The organism is Pantoea sp. F_5 (assembly GCF_008631595.1).
Taxonomy (GTDB): domain Bacteria; phylum Pseudomonadota; class Gammaproteobacteria; order Enterobacterales; family Enterobacteriaceae; genus Pantoea; species Pantoea gossypiicola.
Map to the genome: position 1 here is coordinate 154,363 of NZ_VWUO01000009.1, position 24,190 is coordinate 178,552.

Sequence of the window (24,190 nt, forward strand, 5' to 3'; positions counted from 1 at the left end):
CCCCAGCTGCCGTCACTATCCCTCTGAAAACTACACCGTGAATCACGGCCAGAGCGGACCGGAGTAAACCACGTAATGTCATTTGACTCTCTCGGCCTGAGTGCCGATATTTTGCGCGCGGTTGCCGAACAAGGCTACAGCGAACCTACACCTATCCAGCGCCAGGCGATTCCTGTGGTGCTGGCAGGCCGCGATCTGCTGGCGAGTGCCCAGACCGGCACCGGCAAAACGGCCGGCTTTACCTTACCGTTGTTACAGAAACTCTCTGCCACCGCGACGCCCGTACGCGGTCGTCGCCCGGTACGCGCCCTGATCCTGACCCCGACCCGTGAACTTGCAGCGCAGGTCGGCGAAAACGTCAGCGACTACAGCAAATATCTCTCGCTGCGTTCGCTGGTGGTATTTGGTGGCGTCAGCATCAATCCACAGATGGTCAAGCTGCGTGGTGGCGTCGATGTGCTGGTCGCCACGCCGGGTCGCCTGCTCGATCTGGCGCAGCAGAATGCCGTTGACCTGTCACAGGTCGAAATTCTGGTGCTGGATGAAGCGGACCGTATGCTGGATATGGGCTTTATCCATGACATCCGCCGCGTGCTGGCGCGTCTGCCAGCCAAACGTCAGAACCTGCTGTTCTCAGCCACCTTCTCGGATGAGATCAAAGGTCTGGCGGAAAAACTGCTAACCAACCCGGAAATGATTGAAGTGGCTCGCCGCAACACCGCTTCTGAGCAGGTCGCGCAGCAGGTGCATTTCGTTGATAAGAAGCGTAAGCGGGAACTGCTGTCGCAGCTGATCGGCGAAGGTAACTGGCAGCAGGTGCTGGTCTTTACCCGTACCAAACACGGCGCTAACCACCTTGCCGAGCAACTGGGCAAAGATGGCATCACTGCTGCCGCGATCCACGGCAACAAGAGCCAGGGTGCCCGTACCCGTGCGCTGGCCGACTTTAAGTCAGGCGGCATTCGCGTGCTGGTTGCGACCGATATCGCGGCCCGTGGCCTGGATATTGAAGAGCTGCCACACGTCGTGAACTACGAGCTGCCTAACGTCGCCGAAGATTACGTTCACCGTATTGGCCGTACCGGCCGTGCGGCTGCAACCGGTGTCGCACTGTCACTGGTCTGCGTCGATGAGCACAAACTGCTGCGTGATATCGAGCGTCTGCTGAAGCGTGAAATCCCGCGTCTGGCGATTGAGGGATATGAACCCGATCCAAGCATCAAAGCGGAGCCGATCATCAACGGTCGTCAGCAGCAGTCTCGCGGCGGTGCAGGTGGCGGCGGTGCAGGTGGCGGCGGTCGTGGGCGTGGTCAGGGCGGACAGGGTGCAGGCGCATCGCGTTCATCCGGCGACAAACGTCGTCAGAGCCAGGCTGCGCCTCAGGGCGATAAGCCCGCAGCCCGTCCACGTCGTCCGGCTCCGAAGCGCACCGGAAACGTTTGACCATGAGGGTTTTACTGGCTCCGATGGAGGGCGTGCTGGATTCACTGGTGCGCCAGCTGTTATCGGAAGTGAACGACTACGATCTCTGCATCACCGAGTTTTTGCGCGTGGTCGATCAACTGCTGCCGGTAAAATCCTTCTACCGGCTCTGCCCCGAACTGCATCACGCCAGCCGTACGCCATCCGGCACGCGGGTGCGTATGCAGCTGCTGGGGCAGCATCCCGAATGGTTAGCCGAGAACGCCGCACGCGCGGTGGAACTGGGTTCCTGGGGTGTTGATCTCAACTGTGGCTGCCCCTCTAAACTGGTCAACGGCAGCGGAGGCGGCGCAACCCTTCTGAAAGATCCCGATCTGATTTATCGCGGCGCGAAAGCGATGCGTGAAGCGGTGCCTGCCGATTTGCCGGTGACGGTAAAAGTGCGGCTCGGCTGGGATTCCAGCGCCCGCAGCCTGGAAATTGCCGACGCGGTCCAGCAGGCCGGTGCCAGCGAGCTGACAGTGCATGGGCGGACTAAAGAAGAGGGCTATCGCGCAGAAGCGATCAACTGGCAGGCGATTGGCGAAATTCGTCAGCGGCTGCGCATTCCGGTGATTGCTAATGGCGAAATATGGGACTGGCAAAGCGCGCAAAACTGTATGGCGGTCACCGGCTGCGATGCGGTGATGATTGGCCGCGGTGCACTGAACATCCCCAACCTGAGCCGGGTCGTGAAATACAATGAGCCGCCGATGGCCTGGCCCGATGTGGTGCGGTTATTGCAGAAATACAGTCGGCTGGAAAAGCAGGGCGATACCGGCCTCTATCACGTGGCGCGGATTAAACAGTGGCTCGGTTATCTGCGCAAAGCGTATGGCGAAGCCGATGGCTTATTCAGTGAAATCCGTGCTCTAAAAACCACTGAAGCAATTGCAGCTGCTATTCAGGGAATTCAGTTTAACGGACAGACTTAATCCCTCCGCTTTATCAGCCATTCCTGACGGATATCCACAGTCTGCGTCTTTTTATTCTGCAACTGGGTAACGCATTAGTCAGAAACATTCTGGTAATAATGATGGGCCGAGTCTCAGGAATAAAAAGAATCTGGCAAATTTAAAATTATGAATGTCAGCCAGATATCAGCGCGTTTTACAAAAAGTCATCTCGACGTTCAGATTGAAAGCTTAACGTTTTTCCAGAAGCTCCGGATGGTTCCGCGCTATTAAATGTGCCCTTTCACGTTCATCTGACTCCGCGCAACCACTATCAAGCGGTTAGAAAAATACGGACCATCGACCAGTCGCCTCCTTGCGATAGCGTACAATTATGCTTTCGTTTACGTATCCCTGACCTGCTCGCTCAAATAATATTTGATGTTATAGAATCTATTGTGGTCATTCATGTAAAATTGGTAGCAGTTTTAAAGTTAATTTCAGGTTAAAAAAGAGAGGGGTATTTTCTCGTTTTTAGTGAAACGTTTTCAGGCACTTTTTGTTAAGAAAAATAGACCTCTCGAAGTTTTAATCACTCCGTAAGAATCAGTTGCATTGGTTATGTCCGGGGTTAATGATCATAAGCTTTTTATGAGATCCTCATATCTGATGATCAGATTCTGATTTTAACGGAGCAAGGCAGGTTACCTTGCTTAAGGCTATTTAATTAATTTCAGGTCCAGTATGCCATGAAAAGAATTCATCCGACATCCATTATTACTCCTGAAATGGAGAAGGTATTTTCGATGTGTCCTGTGAATGTCACGCGATCAATGCTGACAGGTGGTATTAATATTACTGAAAAATTTCTTGAATACGGTCTTGCTTTCGGCGATGGCAGTCTTGCTGATTACATAAGAGAGGGGGTCATACTCCGGGTCGCCTATGCTTATGACTGTGAATATGAGGTTTTGCACCACTTACCTATTGCAATGCAAACAGAAATAACCTCCAGTGACCTTGAAGCATTAAAAAATAGCCTGCCTGAGGAAGTCAGACTCAAGGCGGCAATAAATTATGTCGACACTATTTTGAATGGCAAAGTCAGTGATGAAAAAACATTTTCTCAACTTAAAGAGCAATTTTCGGAAAAAGAAATCGTATTATTGACGCTTTTAATTGGTCATTATATTATGTCAGCCATCTTCATTAAGAATTGTGGAGTTGAACTTGATGATAAGCCTGTTAGTTCATTGTACAAGCGGTAAGTTTTAGAGCAAAACCTTACTGTGTAGAGCTGAATTTGAATAACGTATTTTTTATTGTTCAGCCCCGGCTTGCTGACTATTGTCGGGGCTAAACGGTTGCTATTAATGAATAAATAACTTTTGCACTTATTGTCCGCAGTTAAATAATGTTTTACCAATTTTTAATTTTGCGCAGTAAATTTTTATTGTCTCTCATAATTTAAATAGTCTTTCCATTTTACAGATATACGATGCAATGGTCTCTTCAGTCATTCTGGAGAATCTGTTATCAATAATACTAACACCGGATGGGGTGAACCTAGACTTCAGTATGTCTGGCTCTTCAGCTCATCGCATTACTGTGTGATTTGATAAAAAATCAGGCGACCCCTTAGCAGCCTGACGGTATAGTATGCAAAATTTCCCACACCACAAGCCTGCTATGTCTGACACCGCTGTATTGAGCAACAGTCAGCTCAACAAACGAATCCTCTCAGTTATCATCTTCACTTTCTTCTGCTATCTCTCTGTCGGACTGCCGCTGGCCGTGCTGCCGGGGTTCGTCAAAAATCAGCTTGGCTTCAGCTCCTTTATTGCTGGTCTGATTATCAGCATTCAATATTTTGCGACGTTACTCAGTCGTCCGCAGTCGGGCCGTCTGGCCGATCGCCTGGGGCCAAAACGGGTGGTAATGCTGGGATTGCTCTGCTGCGGCATGAGCGGCGTGCTGACCATCGTCGCGGCACTGCTGAGCCACTGGCCGTGGCTGAGTCTGGCGTTGCTGGCTATCGGGCGACTGTTTCTCGGCGTGGGGGAAAGCTTCAGCAGCACCGGCTCCACACTGTGGGGCATGAATATTGTCGGGCCGTTGCAGACCGCGCGCGTTATCTCCTGGAACGGTGTCGCCACTTATCTGGCGATGGCTGTTGGTGCGCCGCTGGGCGTGCTGCTGAACAGTCAATTTGGTATGAGCGGATTTGCCGGGCTGATTGCGCTGATGGGCGTCGTTGGTTATCTGATGGCCAGCCGCAAACCCGCGGTCTCGGTCAGCGTCGGCGAGCGCATTCCGTTTCATCGCGTCTTCTCCCGCGTCTGGCTTTATGGCCTGGCGCTGGGCTTCGGCACCATCGGCTTTGGCGTCATCGCCACCTTTATCACCCTCTATTTTGCCAGCCGCGACTGGCAGGGCGCGGCCTATGCGCTGACCTTGTTCAGTCTGGGGTTTGTACTGGTACGGCTGGGGTTTGGTCGCTTTATTACCCGCTTTGGCGGACTGCGCGTGTCGTTGTTCTCTTTCCTGCTGGAGTGTCTGGGACTGCTGATTATCTGGCAGGCTGACAGCGCCTGGCTGGTAGGTGCGGGTGCGTTCCTCACCGGTAGCGGCTTTTCGCTGGTCTTTCCGGCGCTGGGCGTTGAGGCAGTTAAACGTGTTGAGCGTCAGGATCAGGGCTCGGCGCTGGGCACCTATTCCGCTTTTCTCGATCTGGGCCTGGGCTTAACCGGCCCGGTGGCAGGCTTATTTATCGGACACTGGGGGATGCAGTCGGTCTATCTGGCTGCCGCCATGATGGTGCTGGGCGCGCTGCTGATTACGCTGCGACTCTATACACAGCAACGGCTCACCACCTGATCGGTGGTGAGCACTGACTATCAGAAATGGATAAACACCCAGTAGAGCAGGGCGGAAAGCAGAATAGAGACCGGCAGCGTTAATACCCAGGCGACGGCCAGATTACGCAGGGTCGAAAACTGCAGACCAGAGCGGTTGGCTGCCATGGTGCCCGCCACGCCGGACGACAGCACATGAGTGGTCGACACCGGCAGGCCAAAGCCATCGGCTGCGCCAATGGTCATCATCGCCACCAGCTCGGCGCTGGCACCCTGGGCATAGCTCAGATGGGTTTTCCCAATCCGTTCTCCTACCGTCACCACAATCCTGCGCCAGCCGACCATGGTGCCCAGCCCTAGCGCAATCGCCACCACCACTTTCACCCACATCGGAATAAAGCGGGTAGCGCTGTCGAGTTCGGTTTTCACCGCTTTCAGATTGCGTTCGGTCTCCTGGGGCAGTGTGACCTTCGCGGTCTGCAGATGCTTAATCGACTCCGAGGCCAGATACATCTGGTTGCGGGTATTGGTCACCGCCTGGGCGGGGATGTTATCCATCGAACCGTAGCGGCGAATCTGATCGCCTGCCTCGTTAAGCGTCCTGGCCAGCGCCGGTAATACCTCGGCATTCATCTGGTTGCTGCCGATAAAGCCGGTCAGCACGTCGCGCGCTGCCGGAGGATGCGCCGTTGCCGGTTGCAGTTGCAGCAGCTGATGCGCGGTCACTTCAGTCAGTGCGGCCACGCGCGGGACCTGATCGGCCGGCAGCGATCGGTTCAGGGCGTAAGCGATCGGCATGGTGCCGACGAGGATCAGCATAATCAGCCCCATTCCTTTCTGGCCATCGTTGGAGCCATGCGCAAAGGAGACGCCGGTGCAGGTCAGGATCAGCAGGCCACGAATCCAGACCGGCGGCGGCTGGTCACTTTTCGGGGCCTGATAAAGCTGGCGATTGCGGATAAACATCTTCATCACCCACAGCAGCAGTCCGGCGCAGACAAAACCGACCACCGGCGACAGCAGCAGGGCATAACCCACCTTGAGTGCCTGATCCCAGTCCACGCCGCTCAGTCCGCTGCGGCCGTGCAGCATGGCGTTAGCCACCCCGACGCCGATAATTGAGCCAATCAGCGTATGCGACGATGACGAGGGCAGACCAAAATACCAGGTGCCCAGATTCCAGATAATGGCGGAGAAGAGCAGCGCATAGACCATGGCAAAGCCGTTGCCACTGCTGGCCTGCAGGATCAGCTCGACCGGCAGCAGCGAGATAATGCCAAAGGCCACTACGCCGCTGGAGAGCAGCACACCCATAAAGTTACAGAAACCGGACCAGACTACCGCCACGCCGGGCGTCAGCGAATGGGTGTAGATCACCGTGGCGACCGCATTGGCGGTATCGTGAAAGCCATTGACGAACTCAAAACCGAGCGCAATCAGCAGCGCCAGTCCCAGCAGAAAGAACGGCAGATAGCTGGTGACCGGCATATTGGTCTCTTCAACATCATTGACCAGGTTGAGTCCGGCGAAGGCCAGCCCGGCGATCAGCAGAATGAAAAACAGCGGCTTGCTGAAGCGGCTGCCCTTGCCGTTAAAATCGGGGCGTCCCCGGGCTGATGAGGAGGAGAGACTGTTTTCGCTCATGGTGTACCTCACGTGGCTGATGCCGGATGCTGATTTGCATCGGGTTAACGCAGTGTGATACGCGCTTTCTATGACAGATTAATGATGGTCGGGCGGGGAGCAGGACAGGGAACGGTGGCTACAACGCCATTAAGCAGGCAATAAAAAAAGCCAGCGACAGGCGCTGGCTTCTCAGAGCAGGGCGGCGATTACGAGTTGGTATTGGCCGCTGCTGCAGGTGCTGCTGGTGTGACCGGTGCGGCCTGCTCAGTGGCGGGCTGCTGTGGCTGTGCAGCATCACTGCTGGCACCCTGTGGGGTCACCGGCGTCATCGGCTGTTCCTGTGGCGCAGCCTGCGGGTTTTCCGGCATCGGGACTGGTGCGGTCTGGATATTATTTTCCACACCGTTCACTTTTACCGGCATACCGGTACGGCCCTGAATAGCGCCGTTAACCTGATCCTGATTGACGCTGGCATCAACCAGCACTTTGCTTACGGCCTGCGTCAGCGTAATCGGCACCAGCTCACGTGAGTTGAACTGCTCTTCGGTGGTCGACAGCGGATTATGCACTTCAACGTAACGTGAACCGTCTGGCTCTACGGTCGCTTTTACCGGCTGATCAACGAACTGTACGCGCGTGCCGACCGGCACGTTCTGATACAGCCACTTAATATCGTCAGCGCGCAGACGCACACAGCCGTGGCTCACGCGCAGGCCGATACCGAAGTTGGCGTTGGTGCCGTGAATCGCATAGAGACGACCGATATAAAGTGCATAAAGACCCATCGGATTATCCGGGCCTGGCGGGAACACCGCGGGCAGCGTTTCGCCGCGCGCCGCGTAATCCGCATGCATACCTTTGGTTGGCGTCCAGGTCGGGCCATCTTTCTTACGTTCTACCGCTGTGGTCCAGTTGATCGGGGTATCTTTACCCAGTTCACCGATACCAATGGGCAACACCACCACGGTTTTGCTGCCTTTCGGGTAGTAATACAGACGCATCTCCGCGCTGTTAATCACGATGCCTTCACGCGGTGCGTCAGGCAGGATCAGCTGCTGTGGGATGATCATTTTGCTGCCAGCTTTAGGCAGATAAACGTCAACACCCGGATTGGCTTCCAGCATGTTGCTGAGGCCCATCTGGTACTGCGCCGCAAAAGCTTCCAGCGGCAGCTTGCTGTCTTCAGGAACCGTAATTTCAATATTTTCCCCGATCAGACGGCTGTTGGCCGGCGGTAACGGGTAAACCACAGCAAAGGCTGACTGGCTGAACGCCGCCAGAGCCAGAGCGATTGAAGCGAAAGCGCGAATAATTTTCATATTTTACAATTCTTTATCGCCATATTTCAGGCTGGTCTATGTGTCGAATTCATGCTGGCCAATGTGACCTGCTGCGCATTATATGTTCATTAATCTGACGTTGTGAATCGGGAATTTAACCTGCCTGCAATACTTTACGTAAATTCACCGCGGATGTTAGCGCATTTCCGGAAAGCAGGGCGTGTAAAATGCGGCTTTCCGGGGGAAGTCCTGATTAAGGTTGCCACTGCGTCTGTTCACCGCTGAGTTTGCGATTCAGGAAAAAGGCGGCACTGATTAATGCCAGATGCGTCAGCGCCTGCGGCGTATTGCCCAGCGCATGACCGTGGCTGTCAAATTCCTCGGCATACAGGCCCAGCGGATTGGCGTAGCTCAGCAGCTTCTCAAATTCAAAATGCGCTTCCTGAATCCGGCCCGCGCGCGCCAGACACTCGACATACCAGAATGAGCAGGCACCAAAAGAGCCTTCCGATCCCTTCAGCCCATCGGCCGGTGTTTCATGCGTGTTGTAACGCCGCACCATGCCGTCGCTGACCAGATGGGTTTTGATCGCATCCAGCGTGGCAATCCAGTCCGGGTCGGTGGCACCGACGAAGCGCACCAGCGGCATCAGCAGCATGGAGGCGTCAAGATGTTCGCCATGACGAGTGGCAGTGAAATGGCCGCGTTCACTGTTCCAGAAGTTTGCCCAGATATCTTCGCGGATCTCACGACGCGCCCGATCCCAGCGTTCGTAAGGCATTGGCAGCGATCGCTTCATGCCCAGTCGCAGTGCGCGATCCAGCGCCACCCAGCACATCAGACGCGAATGCAGGAAGTGCTCCGGCTCGCCGCGCATCTCCCAGATACCGGCATCGGGCTGATTCCAGTTCTCACACAGCCAGTCGATCATTTTGACCACATGCTCCCAGCCGCGCTGAGAGATCGCCTCACCATACTTATTGGCCAGATAGACCGCGTCCATCAGCTCGCCATAGATATCGAGCTGGGTCTGCTGCCAGGCATCATTGCCGATGCGAACCGGACGGGAGTCGGCATAGCCGGAGAGATTAAGTAACTCCATCTCATGCAGCTCGGTGCCGCTGTCCAGCCGGTACATCACCTGCAGGCGCATCTCATCGTGATGGCTGTTTTCAACACAGCGGCCGACCCAGTGGGTAAAGTGTTTGGCTTCATCGACGTAGCCCAGCCGCATCAGCGCATACATGCTGAACGAGGCATCGCGAATCCAGGAGGCGCGGTAGTCCCAGTTGCGTTCGCCGCCCAGCTCTTCAGGCAGGCCAAAGGTTGCCGCCGCCGCAATCGAGCCGTGCTGATGGGAAGTCAGCAGCTTCAGGACCAGCGCCGAGCGCTGCACCATCTCGCGCCAGCGTCCCTGATAGGTGCTCCGGGCGCTCCAGCGTCGCCAGTAGTTCAGCGTCTCTTCAAAGCAGTGCTCGGTGGCCAGCGCTTCGATATGTGCATCATCCACGCTGCCAAATTCGAACTGCGCATGTTCGCCAGGCTGTAATGTGAAGTGTGCGGTGGCGCTGTCTTCTTCCAGCGTCATGACCACGGAGGCCGCCAGGCGCAGCGACGGCTGACCTTCGGCATGGAAGTCGATGCAGCCGTTGTGCGCTTCGGCACGGGTCTGCGCCCGGGCGTAGTCATGACGCGGTGAACAGCGCAGTTGGAAGGTTGCGCTGCCGCGGACCATTTTGACCCGGCGGATCAGGCGCGGCAGTTTGTTCTTATCATCACAAATCGGCATGTAGTCGGTGATTTCCGCCACGCCTTCATCATCCAGCCAGCGGGTCTGCAGGATATTGGTATCGGGCAGGTAAAGCTGCTGACGCCGCGCATTGGGCCAGTCAGGTGCCAGGGAGAAAAGGCCGGCATCATCGCTGTCGAGCAGGGCGGCAAACACCGATGGGCTGTCGAGTTCAGGCCAGCAGAGATAATCAATGGTGCCGTCATTAGCGATCAGCGCACAGGTGCGCAAATCACCGATGACGCCGTGGTCTTCAATCTTACGTTTTACCTTACTCATGCTCATCTCCCTGTCAGTGTCCATCCTAACTATAGCTGAGCCCTCCGATGCGGCTTCGTTTGGGCACATATGGTTAACGCGGGGTTGAATAAGGAAAGAGAGGGTAAGAGGGCGGATAAGACTCACATCATCGTCAACCGGTCGCCAGACTCTGTTCAGCGTCTGGCGACCGGTGCGTCATCTGGCGAATACGGTGATTATTTATTGCTGGTCGGCCCGGCGGTTGTGCCAGCGACGGATTACCCAGCGCAGCACAAAGGCGAAGACAACCGCGCCGACCAGCCACAGCAGATGTTTCAGATGCTGATCGAGTTTATGCAGCCACGGTGCGATGATGCCGCCCGCGAAATAGCCCAGCGTCACAAAGATCAGCGACCAGATAGCCGCCCCGATAACGTTAAGAATAAAAAACTTCATCGGTTTAAGGCGGCTGGCACCAATGATGATGGGACCAATCAGCCGGAAGCCATACATGAAGCGTACGCCAATGACGAACAGGCTGGGACGGCGTTTAATCAGACGGTTTGCCTTGACCACTTTGTCCTGATGCTTTTTAAAACGGCGCAGGATCCGCGTGCCCCAGCGGCGACCGACCCAGTAAAGCAGTTGATCGCCGACAATGCCGCCACCCATCGCGGCCAGTACGACCCCCACATAATGCAACAGCCCCTCATGCGCGGCGACACCGCCCAGCAGCGTAAATGTCTCCCCCTCGGCAATACAGCCAATAAAAAGTGCCAGATAACCGTACTGCGTTATTAATGCGTTGATATCCAGATGCAAACTGACTCTCCCTGTTCGGTGATGATTTCTTTCAGTCTATACGCGATTTGGCTTCGCTTCCGCCCGGCTACTACGGGTCCGTTTATTTATGCTGTTTTTTTGTCCGGTCACGACGAAAATTTCACTGCCGTTTATACTTGAGGAGACGCTGCCCCCAAAGACGCATGCATCACCGGGCGGCCCATCGCATCAGAGGAGTGACTGTATGAACCATGTCTGGGGACTTCTGGCGCATCCGAACCAGGAAATGCGTCATATCAAGCAAGAGAATGAGAGCGTCTCGCACCACTACACCCATCATGTTCTGCTGATGGCGGCGATCCCGGTGATCTGCGCCTTTATCGGTACAACTCAGCTGGGCTGGAATCTGGGCGAGGGGCAATATGTGCAACTTAACCTGGCGACCGGAATCGGGCTGGGCATTCTGTTCTACCTGATTATTCTGGGTGGCGTTGCGGTTATGGGACGCGTGATCCACTGGATGGCGCGTGATTATCCACAGCGCCCCGGCGTCCAGCGCTGCACCGTGTTTGCGGGATACGTGGCGACGCCACTGTTTCTCAGCGGGCTGGTGGCACTCTATCCGCTGGTCTGGCTCTGCGTACTGGCTGGGGCGCTGGCGCTGCTCTATACCGGCTATCTGCTCTATATTGGCATTCCCCTGTTTCTGAATATCGATCGCGAAGAGAGCCTGCGTTTTTCCGGTTCTACGCTTGCCATCGGCGTGCTGGTTTTTGAAGTGTTACTGGCATTGACCGTGGTGCTGTGGGGATATGGACCGCATCTGTTCTGACTGACCACTGCCGCCGTTCTGGCGGCAGTTCTCTTTTTACGCCCGGAAACAATCTCACCAGGAAATTTCTTAACCTTACGCGTATGATGCTGCTGCCAGCCCGCGCGCAGACGTGACTGAAGCGGGCGGCCTGTGTCGGTCTGACACAGTACACAATCTTAACCGGGTTTTTTTCTACGATGCCTGCAAAAATTCGCTCCACCCTGCTTTCGCTGGCGCTGCTCGTTTCCGGGCAGATTGTTTCACTTCCGGCGCAGGCGACGACTTCGCTGTCGCAACTTGCGCCTGTTGCTCAGCCGCAGATCGCTTCTGGCAGTGCGATGATTGTCGACCTCACCACCAATAAAGTGCTCTTCTCCAGCCACCCGGATCGGGTCAGGCCGATTGCGTCCATCACCAAGCTGATGACCGCGATGGTGGTGCTGGATGCGCATCTGCCGATGAACGAGATGATCAATGTTGATATCAGCCAGACGCCGGAAATGCGTGGCGTTTTCTCGCGCGTGAAGCTCAACAGCCAGATCAGCCGCCGCAATATGATGTTACTGGCGCTGATGTCTTCAGAAAACCGTGCTGCCGCCAGCCTGGCGCACGCCTATCCGGGCGGTTATCGCGCCTTTATCCAGGCAATGAATGCCAAAGCACGGTCACTCGGCATGAAACAGACCCGCTATGTAGAGCCAACCGGCCTCTCAACGCAGAATGTCTCCAGCGCACAGGACCTGGTGAAGTTACTCAAAGCGACGCGGGAATATCCGATGCTTGGCGCGCTCAGCACCACAAAAGAAGAGACGGCGGTGTTTGCCCATCCGAACTATGCGCTGCCGTTTCGCAATACCAACCATCTGGTCTATAAAAACGACTGGCATATTCAGCTGACCAAAACCGGTTATACCGACGAGGCGGGCCACTGTCTGGTGATGCGCACGATGATTAACAATCGTCCGGTGGCGCTGGTGGTGCTGGATGCCTTTGGCAAATATACTCACTTCGCCGATGCTAACCGTCTGCGCAGCTGGATTGAGACCGGCAAAGCCGCGCCGGTGCCTGCCGCTGCACTGGCGTATAAAAAGCAGAAGTCGGGCCAGGTTGCCAGCAATGGTGCCGGCAGTACCGACGTCGAGTAGAGAATAGCCGGTGTCGCGCACAGCGCGCACTGGCGTTGCCTGCAGGCTGAGCAGGTAGCCGGGAAGAAGCAGGCAGAGGGGCGTATAAAGATGTTCACGCCGCTGCCTGTTCCGAATCAGCCCGAAAAATGCCCGTTATTCCTATATTGCCATCCCTTGCAAAGCCCTAAACTTACGCGCGACTGGCGAGGGACGATCGCCTGAATTAAGCTGCCGGAATCTTACACCTATGTTTATACGATCCCTTTTTGCATTGTTAATGCTGGCGCTGGCAGGGTTTGCCCCGGCGCTGGCGCTGGCCGCAGATGATACGGCCGGTGCTGCTCAGGAACAGGATGCTCCGCCGAAGTTGAATGCCGCGGTTGAACTGCCGAAAATGCAGAAGATCCTCGACAAAATTAAAAGTCAGGTTTCTGTTGATGCTGGCGAAAACAAGCTGACGCAGCTGAATGAAATGGCGCTGGAGCTCTCCGGCAATGCCGATACGCTGGGTCAGGCGCTGGTTCCCGATCGCCAGCAGCTTGAAGCCCAGTTGCAGGTGCTGGGTCCGGCCCCGAAAGCGGACAGCGGCGTCAAAGAGACGCCGGAAGTGACGCGCAAGCGTAACACGCTGGAGAGTCAGAAAAGCAAACTCGACGACCAGATTAAGCAGGCTGAAGGCATTAAAAATGGCGCACTGATGCTCTCCTCGCAGATTGTTAACCTGCGACGCGATCAGCTGAAAAGCCAGCTGGCGCTGAACTCCGGCAGCATCCTCGGGGCGCGCTTCTGGTCACCGTTGCTCAGCACACAGGATCTGGATGGCGAGAAAATTGGTGAGTTCCTGCAGGAGTTGCAGGACACCGCTGCGCTCTCCTGGGAACCGGGCTGGCGCGTGGGCAGTGTCCTCTGGCTGCTGGCGGCGCTGCTGGTGATGACCGTGGGTCGTCGCTACAGTGAGGAATTTCTGGCCTGGGTCAGCATTAATAAACTGCCGGAAGGGAAGCTGCGTCGCAGTTTCCTGGCGGCAGCGATAGCGCTCACCACGCTGGTGGCGGTTGTCCTCACCTTTAACTTTATTGCCCTGGCCTTTACTCGCCGTGATGAGGTCTCTGAAAACGTTCAGGACTTTGTCGATCGTCTGGTGCAGCTCAGCGTTTTTTGTGGCCTGATTGCCGGACTGGGACGTGCGTTTCTTTCTACCCGTCGGCCCAGCTGGCGGTTACCGACCATCTCCAATGAAGTGGCGATGGCATTAAAACCGTTTCCACCGATTACTGCGGTGCTGGTCTTTATCTTTCAGACGGTCGAGGCGTTCAACTACAGCGTCGGCACCAGCCTGAATACCACCATTTTTGCCAACGGGCTGACGGCACTGCTGATTGGCAGCACCGCGCTGGCGATCAGCATGCGCACCAATCGCGTGCGTCGTCGGATGACGCTGGCGGGCACCCCGCCGGAAGCGCGCTCAACGCTGGTTGGTCTGATTCAGATGGGCCTGACGCTGACCGCCATTGCGATTCTGGTCTCGTTGCTGATCGGTTACGTTACGCTGGCGCGCTTCCTGAGTTATGAGGTGATTGGGTGCGGCCTGCTGTTTGGCTCGTTCTACTTCCTCAGTCACCTGCTGAAAGATGGCTGTGAGAGTCTCTTCTCAACCAGTAACGCCACCGGTCGTCGCATTCAGAGTTCGCTTAACATTAATGAGCGTCACCTGCAGCAGACGGCCACGCTGCTGACGGCCATCGGTAAAACCTTCCTGGTGCTGGTTGTGGCGATGGCGCTGGTCAACAACACCTTTGCCTCCTCAACACCGATTGAGCTGCTACAAAAAGTTATTGAGTTCTGGGGCGGTAAAGGACTCGAATCCCTTAACATCGTGCCAGCACACATGGTGAATGCGATAATCTGCCTGATTGTCGGAATCTATGTGCTGCGCTCGGTGCGTCGCTGGCTCGACACCGATTTCCTGCCAAAAACCACCATGGACGTGGGGATGCGGGTATCGCTGGTGACGCTGTTCAGCAACATCGGTTACGTGCTGATTATCCTGCTTACCCTGTCGATTATGGGTCTGCAGTGGAACAAACTGGCGTGGATCGTCAGTGCGCTGTCGGTTGGTATCGGTTTTGGCTTACAGGAGATCGTGAAGAACTTTATCTCGGGGCTGATTCTGTTAACCGAGCGTCCGGTTAAAGTCGGCGATCTGGTGAGTATCAGCGGCATCGAAGGAGACATCCGCCGCATTAACGTGCGTGCCACCGAGATCCAGCTGGGCGACAAGTCCACGGTGATTGTGCCGAACTCGCAGTTTATTTCGCAGAACGTGCGCAATGCGACCATGGGCAATGCGCAGGGTGTGGTCACCATTACACTGACCTTCCCGCTGAATATCGATCCGGTGAAGGTGCGCGATATTCTGCTGGAGGTTTACAACGAGAATGAACGCATTCTGGAGACGCCGGAGCCGTCTGTTTCGTTTAAAGATCTGACCCAGCAGGGGATTGTGCTGAGCGTCACGGGTAACGTAGCGGGTCAGCGCCAGATCGCAGGGGCGAAGAGCGACCTGCTGTTCGATATTCTGACGCGTCTGCGTAAAGAGGGCATTCTGCTCTCGACACCGCAAACCATGATTATCGAGCGCCGTCAGATGCCGGGTGCTGAACCGGAGCCGGAAGAGAAACTGGTTTAGTTGTAAAAAAGGCCGACTTCTGTCGGCCTTTCTTATATTCACAACGCTGATTTCCCGGCCTGTTTTCTTACTCTCGCTTACTACAACGTTTCCACGCGGCTGGTGCGCTGCCCGTCGCGGCTCACCGAGCGGATTGCCACGGCACCGCTGACCTGCGGCGGTCTGTTAGCATCGTAGCGCTGCCAGTTCACCCCCTTATCCAGACTGTACTCCAGCGTTACCCCAGGCAAGGCGACATTCATCGACAGGATGCTATCAACGATTTTTGCTCCTGGCACCGGCAGGCGATAATCGATACCCGCTTTATCCAGCTTCGCCAGTTCACGTTGTCCCAGCAGGTTGGCAAATCGCTGCCAGTCATGCAGACGTGCCTGCTGATCGACGAGGTGGGTTTTGCCGCCCGCATATTCCTGACCTGGCTGGTAATCCCGCTCCCAGCTGGCGCGGTGCCAGCTTCGTTCCGCGACCGCAAACAGGCGCGGATAGATCATATGCTCCATCTGAGCATCTGTTCGCACGGTTTCGCTCCACAGCTGGGCCGACATGCCATAAGCACCGCGCCACGGCTTCTCTGATTTAGCATTGAAAACATTGCCGTCGCGATCCACCGACGTCTCCGCATTCTGCGGCAGGTTGTCCGGTGCAAAGCCAAAGATTTTACGCTCGTCGTTGAAACGCGTGCCCCAGTAGTAGCCACGCTCCAGCGGGTTCACCTCATACGGGAAATCCAGATAGAGATAGTCAGGACTGGAGATCACCACATCGTATCCTTTCTGTGACCAGTCGGCGGCACTGTCAAAACCGCCCCAGTAAAGGGTGTCCCAGAAGTTGACCGCAACGCGCGGAGTAGCGAAGGCTGCGGCATTTCTGGCATCTTTTAAACCATCCTGCCACGCCTGCATTTTGCCAATGCCGTGCCGGTTAACAATCTCACTGACGGACAAAGCAAAATAGCTCGGCAGGTGTGCAAGATCTTCTACTTTGCCGCTCTTCACCAGCGCCTGACACGCCTGCGATTTTGCCCACGGCAGATCTTCGTTACGCCAGTCGCGCAGGCCGGTACCCGGTTTGGGACTGTTTTTGTCCGAGTAGCCTGCACCCAGGCGGATATTCTTCGCTTCATCCCCGCCGAAATGCCACGTGCTTAATGGCTGTCCCGCTTCCTGATGCATCGCCTGAACCTCGCCGATCACCTTGTCGACAAAGCGCTGTGAGCTCTCAATGCAGGGGTTGAGATAGCTGGTTCGGTCGTAGAGCTGCACCGAGGTGGTATTGGAGTCGTCGGTGGGATCGACCAGACGGTACACGCTGGCCTGTTCAGCGTCTCCCGCTTTCATCAGCCGCTGATAGCGCGCTTCCATTGAGATGACCGCCGCACGGGCGTGGGCCGGCATATCAATTTCCGGGATCACCTGAATGTGGCGCGCTTGCGCATATTTCACAATGTCGATGTAGTCGGCACGACTGAAAAAGCCACTGCCGTTGTTATCGCTGAAGGGACCGGAACCGAGCTGCGGCAGCAGACAACGCTGTTCAGTCAGATCATGACAGCGTTTAGCACCCACGTCAGTCAATTCCGGTAAGCCAGGAATTTCAATCCGCCAGCCCTCATCGTCACTCAGGTGAAAGTGAAAGCGGTTCATCTTCCATGCCGCCATCTGATCAAGCAGCCGCATCACCGCCTGCTTACTGTGAAAGTTACGGGCAACATCAAGAAACGCGCCGCGATAAGCAAAGCGCGGCGCATCATGAGCTTCCAGCGCGGCGATACGCGCCGCACCTTCGCCAGGGACCAGTGAGAGAATCGACATCAGACCGTAGAAAGCCCCGGCAGCATCGTAGGCCACTACAAGGGCACGGCGGGGCGTGATATCCAGATTGTATGCGCCCGATTGCGCCGTTTTGCCGCTGAAGTGGCCCGGCTTGATCTGCGTCGTAATGGCAAATCCATCTGGCGCTTCTTTCAGGCCAAGCAGGGTCATGCGCTGCTTTACCACCTCACCGGTTTCAGGTGTCAGCCCGGTAAGCATCAGCCTGATGCCGCGGCTGAGATCGGCATCCTGCGGGCGGAGCTTCACCTCAAGCGGCGTGGGAGTAATCTGACCTCGTAGCGCAGAGACGGGCAGGGCAGCAACATCGCTGTTTTTATCGAACCGGCTGGCGGGCTGCATCAGAACATTGTGGTCATCGGCACTGCGTCGCCAGTGGTCACCCAGCGGCAACATAAACGTGCTGGGGTCTTCATGATCGGTGCTGGCAATAATTTTGGGCGTTGCCTGCCCGGACGTGACATACCAGCGCGGCATCACATCAGTGACAAACAGCTGCCAGTATTCGTTAACGATGGGAATCTGCACTGACTCACCTGCACCAATGCCGGTAAATTTGTCCGTCGGCTCCAGCCGCGTTAAGTCGCCAACCAGATGGGTCATTTTAAACTGGTCGTTTTCGACCCGCAGCGTCTGGTGAACGTTGCTCATGTAGATGGCCCAGTGTTTGTCGGTCAGTGCCGGGCCGTTATTGGTCAGGGTAATGGTCGCGCGATTGCAGGCGGCATAGTCGGCACCCAGCGCGGCACAGTCGGTGCCATTCAGAGCGGCCTGGTTGTCATTCACCTGATAAGTGATGCCAAACTGGCTGATTTGATTTACCACCTGCTGCTCTGACGGGCTGGCGTGGCCTGTGGCTGCAACGCCCAACAGCGTGAGCGCGATAAGGCTTAATTTTAACATGTTGATTTTCATCCTTGCTGGTGAAGAGATATCCGGAAGTCCGCAGGGCATCAGAACAGCGTAAACGGCACGATAACCATAAATTTGATGTCCTTCTCATCCTGAAAAATGTTGCCGTAACCGCCGCTGTAACTGGGCAGATCGCTGTGATTGTCGTAGCGGGTGTAGTGCAGTTTGAACAGGGTATCTTTGGCGCGGCCCTGCTGGATTTGATAGATCAGATCGAGGTTCCAGGCGGACTCTTTCAGACGCTGACTCTGGTCAACGCCAGGCAGAGTGGCGGGTCTGGCATCCCAGCCCCAGACATACGATGCGCCCACTTTCCAGCCCGTCAGCTGCCACGGCGATAAGTCGAGCATCGCACCGGCAAAGACGGCTTTTTCGCCATTGGCGTTCCAGTCGGATCGGGCATCCCACCAGATATCCAGTCGGCCATTGGAGCTGGCATAGCCCGGCGTCATGCGCTGCAGGAAGAAGCCCTGATTGCCCTCTGCTTTGACCCAGGTGCCTTCCACACGCAGATCCACCGGGCCGACGTTATAGCCGATCGTGATTGCCTGTAGCCAGGCGAGGCCGTCATAGACATCCCGGGAATTAGCCGCACCGCCTGAGACGTGGTCGTGTGCGCCATAAAACTGATAGCTGGTGGAGAGTGCATTGCCGTAAGGCGTGGCCGACCAGGAAGCTTTGGCAAAATATTGATCCATATAATCCGCCGCCTGGCCGAATGCCCCTTCAATGATCAGATTATTCCTGAAGTCATATTTCATGCCGAATGAGTGCAGGTAGCTGACAGAGGTTTTACCGTCGGCCTGCCGGAAATTATATAAGTCACGATACCAGGGTGCCTTATATTTATCACTCCACATCCACGAGAATGATAATGCGCCGGCTTCCTGAAAATCATATAGCGCACCCACTTCAACGCCGCGATAGGTGCCAGGTAAAAAACTCCAGTGCGGTGCAATCAGCGTCTGGCCGGTTGGCTGAATATATCCGGCGCGTAACCAGTAATCGTTATATTTAAACTTCAGCGCGGCTTTATAAATGGATGCGCCGCCGCTGTCGCCATTCCACTTTTCATCCCAGCGGGTGCGTGCCTTACTAAAGCCAATTTCATTAGGGGCGGCGGGGCCGCTGTTGGCGAGCTCGGCGGCACCAAAAATGGCGAGGTCCAGACCCACCCACTCCCCGGCGTAGCCTGATTGAAAGTCGAGATTACTGTTGAGCGAGGCGTGATGTAAATTAGCCCGATACTGTCCCTGATAGTCACTGGCGGGATCGGTATCTCTGCGATCGCGCTGACGCTGCCAGTAAAATACATTGCCTTTTAGCGATGCGTCGTCAATAAATCCACTGGCAAAAACCGGCGATGTACTCATTGCTGATAACGCAATGGTTAAAGTGACTGATTCTATTAACGCGAACGCGTAATTATTATTGCGCACTCATCATCCTCCCTGAATAAAATCCAATTTAATAAAAAATTATGATTGTGGCGACAATCTATTTTTCGCGACGCGAATTATCAATTAGCAGGGCGATGATTTGTGAGATGTTGCGCAGAACCCAATGAGAGAAAATAAAGAAGGTGCAATCTGGGAAGAGGCATTAATTTTTTGATGAAGTTGTTAGTCATAAAAACAGGGCGCAATGGGGAGTGAGTGGCGCAACCAGAAGTGTGACGGTCAGCCTGCACAGACAGGCAGGCTGACCGATAATGCGATTAAACCTGCTTCACCGCCCAGCCTTTTTGCTTGCTGGTTTTGCCAATGCCGGGATTGAAGCTATTGGTCGGATCGAGCTGGCGATAGAACGCTGCCAGCTGCGGCCTGGCCTGATAGAGATGACCGACGTTATGCTCAGCGGGATATTCCGCGCCGCGCGCCTGCAGGATCTCCAGCATCTCTGCTTTCAGCGCGTGCACATCTACCCCTTTTCTGACGATATAATCCTGATGGAAGACGTGACAGAAGAAGTGACCATAGTAGAGGCGGTGGCTTAATGATGCGCGGATCGCATCGGGCAGGGTTTCGAACCAGTCCGCATCGTTGCGACGCAGGGCGATGTCCAGCGCCAGAATATCCTCGACCTCATCTGCATGGACTGCGTGGTAGCGTACTGCTGCACCCGCTGCCGCAAAGCGATGCAGAAACGCGTGCGCACCTTCTTTGCCTTCACACTCAAAGAATTCGCCACCGCCTTCACGGAAGTAGTCGCGCAGATAGTTACGCGCCTCCGCCACGCCGTCGCCCGACATCTTCAGCATCAGATGATGTTCATATTTGTCGCGATACTGCTTCATACGTTTGGGCAGATGCGCCGGGAACAGTTTGCTCAGGCGCTGCAACAGTCGATCGCTGAAGTGCGGTTTAACGAACGAGAGTTTGCTCAGCCAGGCATCAATCCGACCCTTCAGCGTGAAAAACAGCGGCATCTTATCGGTGCCCAGCTTGTCGATCATCAGGAAGGTATCTTTGCCGTAGACTTCCGCAATGTCATAAATGTCGCGGTGCATATATTCGCCCGCCACCGGCAGATGGGTGAAACGCGCCAGGATGTGACGGCGGATATCGTTGAGCACACCGGGTTCGTTAGTCCCGATGTAAAATACCTGCTGCTGCGGTTCGCTGGCGAAAGTATCCAGTCGCACCGCGAAGACCGCCAGTTTTCCGGCACAGCCGGAGGCTTCAAACAGGCGACGCGCATCAGCGTTATAACGGGCGGGCGTATCCGCATCGACTTCACGGACCCGGTCGGCATATTCATGATCGGAGGCGTGACGGCCATCGTGCTGAACGTCGCCGGGCTGCCAGCGGTCGTCATCCAGCCGTCCCAGAATCTCTTCCGGTGAGGTCCCCAGATCGATACCCAGATGGTTCACCAGCTTCAGTCTTCCCTGCGCATCAATCTGCGCATACAGGGCCATCTCACTGTAGGCCGGACCGCGCTTGATCAGCGATCCGCCGGAGTTATTACAAATGCCACCCAGCACCGAGGCCCCAATGCAGGAGGAGCCGATCACCGAGTGGGGTTCACGTCCCAGCGGCTTCAGCACTTTTTCCAGCTGATAGAGTGTGCTGCCGGGGAACGCCAGCACCTGCTGGCCGTTGTCGATAAGCTGAAGCTTATCCAGTCGCAGGGTACTGATAATCACCAGCGGACGGTCGTAATCATTGCCGTGCGGCGTTGAACCTTCGGTCAGGCCGGTATTCGCCGCCTGCATCAGGATGATGACATCCGCCTTCACCAGCGTTTGCAGTACCCGCCAGAGCTCCAGCAGCGTACCGGGAAACGCCACCGCCAGCGCCTCACCTTCGCCGGAGCGAAAGCCTTTGCGATAACGGGCAGTCTGTTCAGGTTCTGTCAGCAGATGGGCAGGGCCGACCAGGCGGCGCAGGTCAGAAAGCAGGGCAGAGGTTTGTATCATGAGCAATTCCCTTGTCTTATCAGTGCGTCCTAACTGTAGCACGTCAACTGACCTCAACGCAGTGTGACTCTGGCCGCTACCTGCTATTCTCATCTTGTGGCACACTGCCGCCTGTTTATTCGATATTGCGCAGTTACTTAAGAGAACCCAACCTGATGAAATGGATTTACTCTGTTAGTCTCGCTGTCTCCCTCGCGATGCAACCCGCACTGGCTGAGACAGTGCCAGGTAACCACCTGATGACCGAACAGGCGCGTGATGCCTTCGTTAACCAGCTATTAAAAAAAATGACGCTGGACGAGAAGATTGGTCAGCTGCGTTTAATCAGTGTCGGGCCTGATAATCCGAAAGAAGCCATTCGCGACATGATTCAGAAGAGTCAGGTTGGCGCGATTTTTAATACTGTCACGCGCCAGGATATCCGCGCGATGCAGGATCAGGCGATGCAGCTCAGCCGCCTCAAGATCCCGCTGTTTTTCGCCTTCGACGTGATTCACGGTCAGCGCACTATTTTCCCGATTCCTCTGGCCCTGGCGGCCAGCTGGGATCTGGATGCCGTGAAAGAGGTGGGACGCGTCTCTGCCTATGAAGCGGCTGACGACGGTCTGAATATGACCTGGGCACCAATGGTCGATGTCAGCCGTGAACCGCGCTGGGGCCGTGGTTCCGAAGGCTTCGGTGAGGATACGTATCTTACCAGCGAAATGGGTCGCAGCATGGTGCAGGCGATGCAGGGCAAAAGTGCCGCCGATCGCTACAGCGTGATGACCAGCGTGAAACACTTCGCACTCTATGGTGCCGTTGAGGGTGGACGCGATTACAACACCGTGGACATGAGCCCACAGCGCATGTTCCAGGACTATCTGCCACCTTATAAAGCCTCACTGGATGCAGGCAGCGGCGGCGTGATGGTGGCGCTGAACTCCATCAATGGCGTCCCCGCCACGGCGGACAGCTGGCTGCTGAAAGATCTGCTGCGCGATAAGTGGAAATTCAAAGGCATTACCATCAGCGACCACGGCGCAATCAAAGAGCTGATCAAGCATGGCGTTGCCAGCGATCCGCAGGAAGCGGTGCGTATCGCGCTGAAGTCGGGCGTCGATATGAGCATGAGCGACGAATATTACAGTAAGTATCTGCCGGACCTGGTGAAGAGTGGCAAGGTCAGCATGGCGGAAATTGATGACGCGGCGCGCCATGTGCTTAACGTCAAATATGACATGGGGCTGTTTAACGATCCCTACAGCCATTTAGGTCCGAAAGAAGGCGACCCGCAGGACACCAATGCGGAAAGCCGTCTGCATCGCGCGGAAGCACGCGATGTGGCGCGTAAAAGCATCGTACTTTTGAAAAACCGCCTGGAAACGCTGCCGCTGAAAAAATCGGGCACCATTGCGCTGATTGGCCCGCTGGCAGACAGTCAGCGCGACATCATGGGCAGCTGGTCCGCGGCGGGGGTAGCGAAGCAATCCGTTTCGCTGCTGCAGGGCATGCGCAATGCCACTGAAGGCAAAGCGACACTGCTTTATGAGAAGGGCGCTAACGTCAGCGACAACAAAGGGATTCAGGACTTCCTGAACCTCTATGAGCAGGCGGTTTCGGTGGATACGCGTTCACCGCAGCAGATGATCGATGACGCGGTTGCCAAAGCGAAGCAGGCCGATGTAGTGGTTGCCGCCGTGGGCGAAGCGCAGGGGATGGCGCACGAAGCCTCCAGCCGCAGCGACCTGGTGATCCCGCCGAGCCAGCAGAAACTGCTCGCGGCACTGAAAGCCACCGGTAAGCCGCTGGTGATTGTGCTGATGAATGGACGTCCGCTGTCGATAGTGAATGAAGATCGCATGGCTGATGCGGTGCTGGAGACGTGGTTCAGCGGCACCGAAGGCGGCAACGCCATCGCCGATGTGCTGTTCGGCGACTATAACCCGTCGGGCAAACTTCCGGTCTCCTTCCCGCGTTCAGTGGGTCAGATTCCGATCTACTACAACCATCTGCCAACCGGTCGTCCTTACAACTTTGCGAAGCCGAATAAGTACACGTCGCACTACTATGACGCCGTTAACGGCCCGCTCTATCCGTTTGGTTACGGCCTGAGCTACACCCGCTTCACCGTGTCGCCAGTAAAAATGTCCTCATCGACCATGCCGCGCGACGGCAGCGTTGAGGCCAGCGTGACGGTAACCAACAGCGGTAAGCGCGATGGCGCGACGGTGGTGCAGATGTACCTCAACGATCCGGTCGCGTCTGTCAGTCGTCCGGTGCAGGAACTGCGAGGCTTCAAACGCATCATGCTGAAAGCGGGTGAGTCGCAAACCGTGACCTTTAAAATCGATGTCGATGCACTGAAGTTCTGGAACCAGCAGATGCAGCATGTTGCCGAGCCCGGCAAATTCAACGTGATGATTGGACTCGATTCCGTTCGTACCGAGAATGCGCAGTTCAGCTATCAATAACCGTCAGCCTTTTCCCTG

The 24,190-nt window shown here is 55.8% G+C and carries 15 protein-coding genes; 8 read left to right on the forward strand and 7 right to left on the reverse strand.

The window, feature by feature from the left end; all coding sequences use genetic code 11:
* Positions 1-75: 75 nt before the first annotated feature.
* The 4 genes from rhlE to F3I44_RS13975 all read left to right on the forward strand — a co-directional run bounded on the left by rhlE (position 76) and on the right by F3I44_RS13975 (position 5,231).
* Entirely contained in the window at positions 76-1,443 is a 1,368-nt protein-coding gene (rhlE, locus tag F3I44_RS13960) for an ATP-dependent RNA helicase RhlE (RefSeq protein ID WP_150012187.1), read from the forward strand.
* 2 nt (positions 1,444-1,445) lie between these two features.
* A complete protein-coding gene (gene dusC, locus F3I44_RS13965; protein WP_150012185.1) occupies positions 1,446-2,396 on the forward strand; it encodes a tRNA dihydrouridine(16) synthase DusC in 951 nt (316 codons plus the stop codon).
* A 707-nt stretch (positions 2,397-3,103) separates the two neighbouring features.
* Positions 3,104-3,622 carry a carboxymuconolactone decarboxylase family protein gene (locus tag F3I44_RS13970; RefSeq protein ID WP_150012183.1) on the forward strand — a complete coding sequence of 173 codons (519 nt, stop codon included), beginning with the start codon at positions 3,104-3,106 and terminating at the stop codon, positions 3,620-3,622.
* A gap of 421 nt (positions 3,623-4,043) precedes the next feature.
* Complete coding sequence (locus F3I44_RS13975; RefSeq protein ID WP_150012181.1) at positions 4,044-5,231, forward strand: MFS transporter; 1,188 nt, start codon at positions 4,044-4,046, stop codon at positions 5,229-5,231.
* A gap of 20 nt (positions 5,232-5,251) precedes the next feature.
* Here F3I44_RS13975 and F3I44_RS13980 read toward each other — a convergent pair whose 3' ends face one another.
* The 4 genes from F3I44_RS13980 to F3I44_RS13995 all read right to left on the reverse strand — a co-directional run bounded on the left by F3I44_RS13980 (position 5,252) and on the right by F3I44_RS13995 (position 10,966).
* Positions 5,252-6,853 carry an inorganic phosphate transporter gene (locus F3I44_RS13980; protein WP_150012179.1) on the reverse strand — a complete coding sequence of 534 codons (1,602 nt, stop codon included), beginning with the start codon at positions 6,851-6,853 and terminating at the stop codon, positions 5,252-5,254.
* Positions 6,854-7,041: 188 nt separating this feature from the next.
* Positions 7,042-8,154, reverse strand: a complete 1,113-nt coding sequence (locus F3I44_RS13985) for a L,D-transpeptidase family protein (RefSeq protein WP_150012177.1) — start codon at positions 8,152-8,154, stop codon at positions 7,042-7,044.
* A gap of 214 nt (positions 8,155-8,368) precedes the next feature.
* The gene (locus F3I44_RS13990; protein ID WP_150012175.1) at positions 8,369-10,183 is read right to left on the reverse strand and encodes a glycoside hydrolase family 15 protein; all 1,815 of its coding nucleotides are present in this window, start codon (positions 10,181-10,183) and stop codon (positions 8,369-8,371) included.
* 201 nt (positions 10,184-10,384) lie between these two features.
* Positions 10,385-10,966, reverse strand: coding sequence for a DedA family protein (locus F3I44_RS13995; protein ID WP_150012173.1), 582 nt, complete (start codon positions 10,964-10,966; stop codon positions 10,385-10,387).
* 205 nt (positions 10,967-11,171) lie between these two features.
* Between F3I44_RS13995 and F3I44_RS14000 the strand changes: the two genes are divergently transcribed.
* The 3 genes from F3I44_RS14000 (at position 11,172) to F3I44_RS14010 (ending at position 15,557) form a co-directional block, all read left to right on the forward strand.
* The gene (locus F3I44_RS14000) at positions 11,172-11,759 is read left to right on the forward strand and encodes a Yip1 family protein (RefSeq protein ID WP_033782385.1); all 588 of its coding nucleotides are present in this window, start codon (positions 11,172-11,174) and stop codon (positions 11,757-11,759) included.
* A 179-nt stretch (positions 11,760-11,938) separates the two neighbouring features.
* Entirely contained in the window at positions 11,939-12,886 is a 948-nt protein-coding gene (gene pbpG, locus F3I44_RS14005; protein WP_150012171.1) for a D-alanyl-D-alanine endopeptidase, read from the forward strand.
* 229 nt (positions 12,887-13,115) lie between these two features.
* Positions 13,116-15,557 (forward strand): DUF3772 domain-containing protein, encoded by a 2,442-nt coding sequence (locus F3I44_RS14010; protein WP_150019443.1) that lies wholly within the window; start codon positions 13,116-13,118, stop codon positions 15,555-15,557.
* Between the two features lie 80 nt (positions 15,558-15,637).
* Here F3I44_RS14010 and F3I44_RS14015 read toward each other — a convergent pair whose 3' ends face one another.
* The 3 genes from F3I44_RS14015 to dld all read right to left on the reverse strand — a co-directional run bounded on the left by F3I44_RS14015 (position 15,638) and on the right by dld (position 21,719).
* The gene (locus tag F3I44_RS14015) at positions 15,638-18,289 is read right to left on the reverse strand and encodes a beta-N-acetylhexosaminidase (RefSeq protein ID WP_150012167.1); all 2,652 of its coding nucleotides are present in this window, start codon (positions 18,287-18,289) and stop codon (positions 15,638-15,640) included.
* A gap of 50 nt (positions 18,290-18,339) precedes the next feature.
* A complete protein-coding gene (locus tag F3I44_RS14020) occupies positions 18,340-19,671 on the reverse strand; it encodes an OprD family outer membrane porin (protein WP_190285946.1) in 1,332 nt (443 codons plus the stop codon).
* 344 nt (positions 19,672-20,015) lie between these two features.
* Complete coding sequence (dld, locus tag F3I44_RS14025; protein ID WP_150012163.1) at positions 20,016-21,719, reverse strand: D-lactate dehydrogenase; 1,704 nt, start codon at positions 21,717-21,719, stop codon at positions 20,016-20,018.
* A 155-nt stretch (positions 21,720-21,874) separates the two neighbouring features.
* Between dld and bglX the strand changes: the two genes are divergently transcribed.
* On the forward strand, positions 21,875-24,172 hold the full coding sequence (gene bglX, locus F3I44_RS14030; RefSeq protein ID WP_150012161.1) for a beta-glucosidase BglX: 2,298 nt from the start codon (positions 21,875-21,877) through the stop codon (positions 24,170-24,172).
* Positions 24,173-24,190 lie beyond the last annotated feature (18 nt).

Excerpts from the sequence above, each read along its gene's own strand:
- dusC (WP_150012185.1), top strand. The coding sequence starts at position 1,446 with ATGAGGGTTTTACTGGCTCCGATGGAGGGCGTGCTGGATTCACTGGTG.
- F3I44_RS13990 (WP_150012175.1), bottom strand. The coding sequence starts at position 10,183 with ATGAGTAAGGTAAAACGTAAGATTGAAGACCACGGCGTCATCGGTGAT.
- F3I44_RS14010 (WP_150019443.1), top strand. The coding sequence starts at position 13,116 with ATGTTTATACGATCCCTTTTTGCATTGTTAATGCTGGCGCTGGCAGGG.
- F3I44_RS13980 (WP_150012179.1), bottom strand. The coding sequence starts at position 6,853 with ATGAGCGAAAACAGTCTCTCCTCCTCATCAGCCCGGGGACGCCCCGAT.
- dld (WP_150012163.1), bottom strand. The coding sequence starts at position 21,719 with ATGATACAAACCTCTGCCCTGCTTTCTGACCTGCGCCGCCTGGTCGGC.
- bglX (WP_150012161.1), top strand. The coding sequence starts at position 21,875 with ATGAAATGGATTTACTCTGTTAGTCTCGCTGTCTCCCTCGCGATGCAA.
- pbpG (WP_150012171.1), top strand. The coding sequence starts at position 11,939 with ATGCCTGCAAAAATTCGCTCCACCCTGCTTTCGCTGGCGCTGCTCGTT.
- rhlE (WP_150012187.1), top strand. The coding sequence starts at position 76 with ATGTCATTTGACTCTCTCGGCCTGAGTGCCGATATTTTGCGCGCGGTT.
- F3I44_RS13985 (WP_150012177.1), bottom strand. The coding sequence starts at position 8,154 with ATGAAAATTATTCGCGCTTTCGCTTCAATCGCTCTGGCTCTGGCGGCG.
- F3I44_RS14000 (WP_033782385.1), top strand. The coding sequence starts at position 11,172 with ATGAACCATGTCTGGGGACTTCTGGCGCATCCGAACCAGGAAATGCGT.
- F3I44_RS13970 (WP_150012183.1), top strand. The coding sequence starts at position 3,104 with ATGAAAAGAATTCATCCGACATCCATTATTACTCCTGAAATGGAGAAG.
- F3I44_RS13975 (WP_150012181.1), top strand. The coding sequence starts at position 4,044 with ATGTCTGACACCGCTGTATTGAGCAACAGTCAGCTCAACAAACGAATC.
- F3I44_RS14020 (WP_190285946.1), bottom strand. The coding sequence starts at position 19,671 with ATGAGTACATCGCCGGTTTTTGCCAGTGGATTTATTGACGACGCATCG.
- F3I44_RS14015 (WP_150012167.1), bottom strand. The coding sequence starts at position 18,289 with ATGTTAAAATTAAGCCTTATCGCGCTCACGCTGTTGGGCGTTGCAGCC.